General features: G+C 46.7%; 3 protein-coding genes. 1 reads left to right on the forward strand and 2 read right to left on the reverse strand.

The genetic code is table 11. The features are described from left to right. Positions 1-377, reverse strand: a 377-nt coding sequence (locus GQO39_RS08995) for a hypothetical protein (protein ID WP_210349160.1), incomplete at its 3' end; no start/stop codon positions are given. A 72-nt stretch (positions 378-449) separates the two neighbouring features. On the opposite strand from GQO39_RS08995, the gene GQO39_RS08690 reads away from it, so the two are divergent. Beyond that, entirely contained in the window at positions 450-734 is a 285-nt protein-coding gene (locus GQO39_RS08690) for a hypothetical protein (protein WP_156851795.1), read from the forward strand. 38 nt (positions 735-772) lie between these two features. Here the strand turns inward: GQO39_RS08690 and GQO39_RS09000 are convergent. Next, positions 773-1,011, reverse strand: a 239-nt coding sequence (locus GQO39_RS09000) for a hypothetical protein (protein ID WP_210349161.1), incomplete at its 5' end; no start/stop codon positions are given.

Genomic DNA, 1,011 nt, shown 5'->3' on the forward strand with positions numbered 1-1,011 from the left:
GGGGTGACTCCCTTGACATCGCAAAGCCAACGGAGAGCGACCAAGTTGTTTTTCGCGGCGCACTCACTCAGGTCTATCGTCTTCCTATCCTGGTTTCTCCAAAACCTCTCAGCAAGCTCCATATTTTTTGCGCAAAGACACATTGTGAGGACAGAACGCCTATCCATGGCAGCCCCATCAAAGAGGTAGTCGAAAAGCTTGTTCTGATGGGCCTTAATCGCCCTGGGAACGAGAGTTTTACACGTCGAACTCGAATTGGTATGCTCGTAGTTTTCTTCAAACCATTGAATGACGGAAAGTTGCCCACTCTTTGCAGCTTTTATCAAAGGAAGAATGGGGTCACGACATCTCCCAAGCTCTTGCAAAAGGTCGAGCATTTCGATGTTTCCTTGTGTCGAAGGGGGCAAAAAAGCGTTGCTTGTGATCGGGTATCCAGAGGCAAACAACTCGTGAACAAGTCGGGAATTGTTTGTCTTGGCTGCCCACTTGATTGGCCAACCAGACTTTTTCATCGCTCTATTCCAAATGAGGAAAGAGACGAGAGAATCTTGTCCTTTGACGATGGCGTTTTTGAAGGCACTATGAATCTTCCAGTTGTCACTGCGTTTTCTCTTCTGGATATGTTTTCTCCAAAAGCGAGAAACCATCGACGGGGCGATGAAATCAGACTGCTTGAGGAACGAGAACACGTAACCCAAAAGGTTCTTATCTCCGAGGACGATATCCATGAGTGAAAAAAAGAATGCAAATGTTCCAGACGCTTTTCAATATTTTATCGTAAAAATATTTGTACTTGAGGGTTTCTCAACTCTTCTTCATCCAACAGATTGCACAAGAGACGCTTCTGGGTCACGGTTCTTTTGACGGCGCAGTTTCTCTCGTTATATTCTCCCAGTTCAGAGAGGTCTTCCGGGAGAGGCTCTTCTTTGTATGTTCGGAGACAAACAGAGGCAGTCACCACTGTTTCGGAGAGCTCGCATTCGCATACGCGCTCGAGAGCATTGAGGGCTT

The organism is Bartonella refiksaydamii (assembly GCF_902652675.1).
In the GTDB taxonomy this organism is placed as follows: Bacteria; Pseudomonadota; Alphaproteobacteria; order Rhizobiales; family Rhizobiaceae; genus Bartonella; species Bartonella refiksaydamii.